Origin of the sequence: Alloacidobacterium sp. (assembly GCF_035631355.1) — a bacterium.
Lineage (GTDB): Bacteria > Acidobacteriota > Terriglobia > Terriglobales > Acidobacteriaceae > Alloacidobacterium.
On the sequence record NZ_DASQIX010000121.1, the window covers coordinates 1 to 7,411 of the forward strand.

At 56.5% G+C, this 7,411-nt stretch carries 8 protein-coding genes; 3 read left to right on the forward strand and 5 right to left on the reverse strand.

Features of this window, described 5'->3' with window-relative positions; translation table 11 throughout:
- Positions 1-208: 208 nt before the first annotated feature.
- Entirely contained in the window at positions 209-388 is a 180-nt protein-coding gene (locus VEV40_RS20555) for a hypothetical protein (RefSeq protein ID WP_324834950.1), read from the reverse strand.
- A 160-nt stretch (positions 389-548) separates the two neighbouring features.
- Between VEV40_RS20555 and VEV40_RS20560 the strand changes: the two genes are divergently transcribed.
- Together VEV40_RS20560 and VEV40_RS20565 are read left to right on the forward strand one after the other, a co-directional pair.
- Positions 549-719 (forward strand): hypothetical protein, encoded by a 171-nt coding sequence (locus VEV40_RS20560; protein ID WP_324834951.1) that lies wholly within the window; start codon positions 549-551, stop codon positions 717-719.
- A 241-nt stretch (positions 720-960) separates the two neighbouring features.
- Positions 961-1,722: a hypothetical protein gene (locus tag VEV40_RS20565; protein ID WP_324834952.1), complete on the forward strand. Its 762-nt coding sequence runs from the start codon at positions 961-963 to the stop codon at positions 1,720-1,722.
- Between the two features lie 421 nt (positions 1,723-2,143).
- Here the strand turns inward: VEV40_RS20565 and VEV40_RS20570 are convergent, their stop codons facing one another.
- Entirely contained in the window at positions 2,144-4,645 is a 2,502-nt protein-coding gene (locus VEV40_RS20570) for an alpha-glucuronidase family glycosyl hydrolase (protein WP_324834953.1), read from the reverse strand.
- 100 nt (positions 4,646-4,745) lie between these two features.
- Positions 4,746-5,633 carry an AraC family transcriptional regulator gene (locus VEV40_RS20575; RefSeq protein WP_324834954.1) on the reverse strand — a complete coding sequence of 296 codons (888 nt, stop codon included), beginning with the start codon at positions 5,631-5,633 and terminating at the stop codon, positions 4,746-4,748.
- A gap of 41 nt (positions 5,634-5,674) precedes the next feature.
- Here VEV40_RS20575 and VEV40_RS20580 point away from each other — a divergent pair, with 41 nt between their 5' ends.
- Entirely contained in the window at positions 5,675-6,133 is a 459-nt protein-coding gene (locus VEV40_RS20580) for an SRPBCC domain-containing protein (RefSeq protein ID WP_324834955.1), read from the forward strand.
- Here VEV40_RS20580 and accD read toward each other — a convergent pair.
- Together accD and VEV40_RS20590 are read right to left on the reverse strand one after the other, a co-directional pair.
- Positions 6,120-6,959, reverse strand: coding sequence for an acetyl-CoA carboxylase, carboxyltransferase subunit beta (accD, locus tag VEV40_RS20585; protein WP_324834956.1), 840 nt, complete (start codon positions 6,957-6,959; stop codon positions 6,120-6,122). The two genes, VEV40_RS20580 and accD, sit on opposite strands and share 14 nt — an antisense overlap.
- Before the next feature lie 114 nt (positions 6,960-7,073).
- The coding region (locus VEV40_RS20590) for a cob(I)yrinic acid a,c-diamide adenosyltransferase (RefSeq protein WP_324834957.1) at positions 7,074-7,411 on the reverse strand (338 nt) is incomplete at its 5' end.

Sequence of the window (7,411 nt, forward strand, 5' to 3'; positions counted from 1 at the left end):
TACAAAATAATCTGGGTGCCCCATGTCTTGAAGAGACATGGGATTATCTGCACATAACCGAAATTGTCATCCTGAGCGGAGCGCAACGAAGTGGAGCGCAGTCGAAGGACCTGCGGGTGCCCCATTCAAGCTTGGCTTGAGTGGGGTTAGTTCAGAAAGCTAAACTCAGGCACATGCCCTGGGGCCTGCCTGAAGCGTTTCCACGAAGCTATTGAGAATTCACGAGAGCGGCAAATTGTTCAGCGCTCATGTCGAGATTAAGCGGGCCTCCATTCACAAGGTGAATCTCGCACACCTCGGTTCCTTCGGTTGGGTTGATTTCGGAATGGACCACTGTTATCGCTTCGGGGTTCAGGTAGTACTTGCCGGCCTTCACGAGCTTTGCCATTTTCTTCGGGGCTCCAATTCCGAGCCAGTTTAAGGCAAGCGGGGAGGCGGGTGGCACAGGTCCCAAGAGGGTGCCCAATAGCCCTAACCTGAGCTTGTCGAAGGATCTCGCAGAGAGGTGGGTTTGCAGGATAGGCGCATCTCCTCAGGACACCCTTCGCATGATTTTACTGAGCAAAGTTTTGCAGGCGCTGAAGCTGTCAGTAGCGGTACAGTTCGGGGAGTGGCCCTTCTGGCAGGCACGGTATTACGACTTCAATGTTTACACGGAGAAGAAACGAATCGAGAAGCTGCGATATATGCACCGCAATCCGGTGACGAGGTCTGGTTAAGGCCTTGGGACTGGCCGTGGTCGAGCTTTCGTCACTACCTGATGGGACACACGGGCACAGTTGAAATCGAATCGGAATGGACGGCTGTACGTCGAGAGCGTGCAACCACCGAATCCCACGTCTCTCCGAGACGTGGGGGTACCCTCGTTTGTTGGAGGCGAACTTTGGGATGTGGACCACCCGCCTATAATGCTGAGACATGTTCGTCACATTCGAAACCTGTAGGCAGCGTACTGACAGGGTGGCTGACCAGGGTAAGGCGTTGGCAGAACTCTGGCGCGGTCTTGATACAGGTAGCGCATATACCACTTGGATAGATTTTCAAGACGATGGGGCAGGGGAAATCTTCATCAAGCCAGTCAAAAGCGACTGGTTCGTGCAGTTCTCCTTGCAGTTTGGAGAATTGCTTTACCAACTCCGCGCTGCTCTTGATTCCTGCGTCTATGATGCAGCTCTCATCCATAAGGGAAAACTCACCGCCAAGGAGGAGAAGGCGGTCATGTTTCCCATTTGTACCGACGACCCCGAATTCAGAAATTCTGAACGGCGCATTGAACCATTGCCGGACAAGTTGCGGGCCTACATTGAATCGATACAGCCGTACAAGAAGGTTGTGATCACGAACAACGTCGGCACCTATCCCTTGAGTCAAATTCTGGACATCTTGAACCGATGGTCTGTGATCGACAGGCATCGACGGCTGCACATCGTAGGAACCATTCCGATGAGTGGAAGAATTGAACTTTCGCCCCCTAATGGGATGACGGTTGATGAATTGATCTTTGAAAGCGGCGGAATTCTCGAAGATCAGAGCAAAATCGGAACCTGCAAAATAGGGAACTTTTTTCGTGGTCCTAAAATAGGCGTGAAAACACAACTCGCGTTTGAGATAGGCGTCAAGGATGGAGACGTTATTGCGATAGCCTCCAATTCCATCCCAGCCACGCTCGTCGTGGTTTGGGAAATTATGGAGCAGTTTAAGAAGTTCTTCGGAATCGCATGAAGTGGTCACGTCCGCCTCTCCGTCGCGTGGACTACGACTAGCGGAGGTTTAAGCTAAATGAGCAGCCGGATGCCCCACATCTCGATTTTGAGATGTGGGTTTGCAGGATAAGCGCACCAATGAGTGGATGCCCTCTTTTAGGCTTGGGTGGGGCAGTACTACATCCCGACAGATGTGGATAATCCGTTTGTCAAGACCCCGGGCCGAAAATATAATATAACTCCAATCCCTTCAATCACTTAAAACAAGCCAACCTTGGCGTGTTTCCCCGATGAATCCTGTAAAATAAAATCAGGAACAGAAAAAGCCCACCCGGCAATAGCGGATCGGCTTCCTATTGATAACAAAGAAGTTGCTCCGAACCGGCTTTGTTTTCAGGATTTTACAAGGCTGAAATCGTAACCATCGTGTTTTCAAAGAACTACGCACAAGGGGGTGAGGGGGACTCGACCTCGACACAGTCGAGCCCAGCCTGATCGCCGCCACCTGGAACGCCCTCAATACGGACGCTGTCGCCCGGCTTGAGCTCGACCCCTTGGGTCGTGTGTCGGGTGCTGGTATGGCCGTTCATCTTCGCCGACGGCAGATCGTTGTCGGCCGCCCACGAATCGATGACCTTGCCGTTCACCAGCAGGCGGAAATGAGCGACGCCGTTGTTGGTGTCGAAGTACTGAGCGGCCAGGTCGTAGCGGCCTGCAGGACGCTCAAAGGTAAACGACGCCGAGCAGCCGGAGGCGCGGTCGCAGGCAACAGCCTTGCCGACCGATGCCGTCTCCCACGGCGTGACGTCAACCGGCATATAGCCGTCGAGGTGCATCGACTCGGCCTCGACGCGGTTCGGATGATGTCCGGCGCGGCCTTTGTCATCGGGAATGCCGGACATTTTGAGGAACCACTCGCAGATGGCGTCGCGCCACACGATGGCGTGCCCCGCCTGATAGATCTGCCGCTCCAGTACTGCGTTAAACCGCTCATCATCGATGCGGCCCTTCAGCGTCTCCCACTGCTTTACCAGGTTCGCCGCTGCATCGGCGCCCCAGTAGTGCGAGTCATAGACATACTGGATGACGGTCTGCCCCGAATGCAGCTTGTAGCTATACGGAACGTGGTGCATGAAGAGCAGCAGCGCATCCGGGCACGTCTTCAGCGACTCATACATCGCGGCCACCGGCTCATGGTATTGCCCGATGTAGCCCGTGCCCGTCGCGACAGTGCGATCCATCCCAATGCCCTCATGATCCGCCCGAAACCACTGTCCCCAGCCGTTGCGCTCGGCTGATTCGATCCCCGGTCCGTAATGCGGCCCGGTGATGTCCGTCATCGTGCCTGCGCCGAGTGGCCCGGTATAGCTCTCATAAATGTGCCATGACGAAAGCTGCATGTCTGTGATGGTCTTGACCACCAGAGGATCGTTGCCGAAAGTCATCCGCGTCCACTCCTCGGCAATGGTCTGCGGCGTCAGGTCTGGGCTCCAGGCCAGCCGGCCAAAGCCATAGAGATTGGCCATGGCCAGCGGATGCCCAAGCCAGTTCGCATCGAGTCCGACATTGGCCACGCCGACCATTCCGCCCAGCGGACGGCGAAAGGACTTGCCCGCAATGAGCTCTTTGACCGGCGTGCCTGACAGCTTGGCGTGCAGGTCGAAGTCCAGGACCTCTTTCCACATCGGAATGAGGAAGCACAGGTGCCTCTGCTGCCCTGTGTATTCCTGCGTGATCTGGATCTCCATCGCCTCGTTCGTCTGCTCCAGCCCGCCAAGCAGCGGCGAGACCGGCTCGCGCGCCTGGAAGTCAATTGGGCCATACTTGATCTGCAGTACCACGTTGTCGTCGAACTTGCCGTCGAGCGGATGGAAGATGTCGTAAGCCGCCCGGGCGCGGTCGGCCTTGGGGTCGCGCCAGTCAAGGTGATGGTTGTAGACAAACGCGCGGTAAAGCACGACCCCGCCATGCGGCTTCAGCGCACGGGCCAGCGTGTTCGCGGCGTCGGCCGGGGTGCGTCCATAGCTTGACGGCCCGACCTGGCCCTCGGAGTCGGCCTTGACCGTGAACCCGGCGAAATCGGGAATAAGCCTGTAGATCTCGTCAGCCTTGTTCTTCCACCAGGCCTGCACCCGCGGATCGAGTGGATCGAACGTATCGAGATGATCGACCGTCTGTGGGCTGGCGATGTTGACCGAAAGCGCCATGCGCACGCCCCAGGGACGGAAGGCATCGGCTATGCGCGCGAATTCCTTGAGTGACGCGCTGCTCAGAACATCAGGCGCGGCATTGACATTGTTGACGTTGCAGCCATTGATGCCCACCGAGGCCAGCAGCCTCCCATATTCGCTGACGCGCGTCAGGTCGCTGCGGACGTGGCCATTATCAAAGAAGATCGACCTGCCCGCGTAGCCGCGCTCGATAGTGCCGTTCGGGTTATCCCATTGATCGACCCAGCGAATCGGCGCTGCTGGAGATTCTTTGTTATCGAGATTGGAAACCTGTTGAAGCCGCGCGATGCGCGACAGCAGCCCGAACACGCCGTAGAGAATGTCGCGCTCGTTGGCTCCGGCAATGAGGACGTAGTTGTGGCCTCGCTGATGGACTGTCTTTAGCCAAAAGCCATCGCCGGTAAGCAGGGTTGCGCGTATTTCGGGAAAGCGCGACTGTAATTCTGTAACTGTGCCAAGTACAAATGCGTCTTCACCGTAGTTGAGACTTGATTCATCACGCAGGCTCTTTCCCAGCATGCCGTGGACGCCGCGCTTCAGTTCGCTGTCAGCGCTGGCGGCAAGCACGGTATGGTCAAGCGAGACAACAGACTGAGGCAGGGAAGCATACTGCGCATCCTTCACAGGAGCATAGCGTAGCCAGCCTGCTTCTCCGGTTTCTGCGGCAAGGCTACCCGCTGCAAGGGTTAGCAATATAGATAGGTTTGTCATCCTGACCCTGAGTGGAACGAAGGGGAAGGATCTGTTTTTCTTGTTTAATGATGTAATTTCTGTTCGAACGTTCATCACAGTAAAGCGATTTTCTAAGGCATCATACCCGTTTCACAGCACCGTTGTCTTTCGCCATTTCAAGACCAGGATATTCGGTAGGAGCGTAGCCAGTGATGGACCTGAAATCGTTGATAAGATGCGCCTGGTCGAAGTACCCCAGTCCGACTGCAAGCTGCGCCCAGTCGAGACGCTTGCCGGAGTGCATTTGCTCCAGCAATTCATGCAGACGATAGCGACGGATGACCCACTTCGGACTGACGCCGACATACTGGCTGAAGAGGCGCTGCATTCCGCGCACGCTGATGCCGCTACGCTCTGCCAAATCGTCTACGGCAAGAATGTCCGGTTCGCGCAGGATGCGCTCGACCATTTGCCGCGCCAGGTCTGCTTTCTCGTCCGGTTGCGGTTTGCGTTCAAGCAGAAACGCGTCGGCTGCGGTGTTCATCACTTCTGCATCTTCGGTTGCGAGAATAGCGCGTTCCAGTTCGCGCACTTCGCGCCCGAAGACTTCCTCGATGGGAACAGATCGGTCTGCAAGCGATGAAACCGGTTTTCCGAAAAAAGGGAAAAAGCCGCCAGGCGTAAACTTGACGCCAAAGACGTGCGCCTTGTCTTCGAGTGTGCGCGAGAACTTGCAGGTTGAGATGCCCCATGCGCTTGATTCAGGCTTTTCAAAAACGACATGGACATTCGGGTGCGGCAGGCTCTCGACCAGGCGCGGCTCGCAACCGCGCAAGTCCCAGCTCACCATCCAGTAGTGGTCAATCCACGCAGCGAGTTCCGGCGCAGCGCTCAACCGCGCATGGCGGAACCTTCCCGCAGCCGGAGGTGGTCGCAGCAAAACGCCGCGCGGCTGGCCCAATGCCGGATCGAACGACTCTTCGTTTTCATACCGGGTCGGCAGCCCGTCCGCGTCTTTCTGTCGCATTTTTCCAATCCTGCCTGCGGCTTCCAGTTTAGATTGTCCCCATGACGGAACTGTTCATTCGCAAATCGATTGAAGTAAACGCCACGGCGGAAGCGCTGTGGAAAGTGCTCACGGACAACACGCTGATCCCTCAATATATGTTCGGCTGCGTGGCCGAGACGGACTGGAAGCCGGGGTCGCCGCTGCTTTGGAAAGGCGCTGCGGACGGCAAGCTCTATGTAAAGGGGCATGTGGTGACAGCCGATGCGCCGCGCCGTCTCGAATACACCTGCATCGACCCCAACAACCCTGCTGTGCCGGATATTCCCGCGAATTACCTGACTATGATTTACGAAATCCGGAAACAGGGCGAGGGGCTTGTCCTCGAGATCATTCAAGGCGATTATTCCAAAGTTGTCGAAGGACAAAAGCGCTACGAAGACACACTGAAGGGCGACGATTACATTCTTGTGAAGATCAAAGAGCTGGCTGAAGGACTTTCGGTCGCTACTGCTTCATAAAATCCAAGGCCCGGATCAAATACGCCTTCATCTCCTTGCGGTTCACCACGGCGTCGAGAAAGCCATGCTCCAGCAGGAACTCTGACCGCTGAAAGCCTTCGGGCAGCTTCTGCCGGATGGTCTGCTCGATAACGCGCGGCCCGGCGAATCCGATCAGAGCTCCTGGCTCGGCCACGTTCAGGTCGCCCAGCATGGCGAAACTGGCGGTCACGCCGCCAGTGGTCGGGTCGGTCAGCACGGAGATGTAGGGAATCTTCGCTTTGTCGAGGCGCGCCAGCGCGGCTGAGATTTTCGCCAACTGCATCAGGCTGACTATGCCTTCCATCATGCGCGCGCCGCCGGACGCGGCAACAATAATAAGAGGACGGCGCATGTCGTAGGCGCGGTCCACGGCACGGGCAATCGTCTCGCCCACAACGGCCCCCATGCTGCCGCCTATGAAGGCGTATTCCATGACTGAAAGCACGACAGAATGAGGACCAAGCTGACCGAGGGCGTTGACGATGGCGTCGTTCAGGCCTGTGTCTTTCTGGGCTTTCTTCAGACGTGATTTGTAGGATTTTAAGTCACTGAAATTGAGCGGATCGGTTGATTTCAGTTCGGTATCGACGATCTCGTATCCCGGTTCTAGCAGCATTTCGATGCGGGTTCTCGCGCCGATGCGGAAGTGGTTGCCGCATTTGGGGCAGACCCACGAGTTGGCTTCGAGATCGGCCTTAAAGATGACCTGCTCGCAGCACTCGCACTTAATCCAGAGACCTTCAGTGCGGACCGTTTTCTCGCCGGCGCTCTCGATTTTGTTTTCCTGCCGCTTAAACCAGGACATGCCTTCCCTCTCAGTTGCTGGTACATGAACCGGGGCTTAAGCCCCTGAATTTTGCCGCTTTATTTCACCAGCCTAAAGGCTGGTGCTTCTACCGAAAACCCTTTCAACCGTCCTCTAATATTCAATACCGCGTTGGGCCAGAATGCCCTTCTGGTACGCGTGCTTCACTTCGCGCATTTCAGTCACCGTGTCAGCAATCTCCACCAAGGATGGATGCGCATTCCGTCCGGTCATGATGACGTGCACCATCTCCGGCCGCTGCTGCAATGTCTCCACTACTTTAGCTGGATCCAACATGCCGTAGCTGATGGCGTAGTTGATCTCGTCGAGCACCACCATATCCCATTCGCCTGAGAGGATGGCCTGCCGCGCCTCTTCCCAGGCCTCTTCCACCATGCGGATGTCTTCCGGGTCGGTCTCCGCCCCACCAATCTTCACGAAGCCCCGGCCCA

Excerpts from the sequence above, each read along its gene's own strand:
- VEV40_RS20555 (WP_324834950.1), bottom strand. The coding sequence starts at position 388 with ATGGCAAAGCTCGTGAAGGCCGGCAAGTACTACCTGAACCCCGAAGCG.
- VEV40_RS20560 (WP_324834951.1), top strand. The coding sequence starts at position 549 with ATGATTTTACTGAGCAAAGTTTTGCAGGCGCTGAAGCTGTCAGTAGCG.
- VEV40_RS20570 (WP_324834953.1), bottom strand. The coding sequence starts at position 4,645 with ATGACAAACCTATCTATATTGCTAACCCTTGCAGCGGGTAGCCTTGCC.
- VEV40_RS20575 (WP_324834954.1), bottom strand. The coding sequence starts at position 5,633 with ATGCGACAGAAAGACGCGGACGGGCTGCCGACCCGGTATGAAAACGAA.
- VEV40_RS20580 (WP_324834955.1), top strand. The coding sequence starts at position 5,675 with ATGACGGAACTGTTCATTCGCAAATCGATTGAAGTAAACGCCACGGCG.
- accD (WP_324834956.1), bottom strand. The coding sequence starts at position 6,959 with ATGTCCTGGTTTAAGCGGCAGGAAAACAAAATCGAGAGCGCCGGCGAG.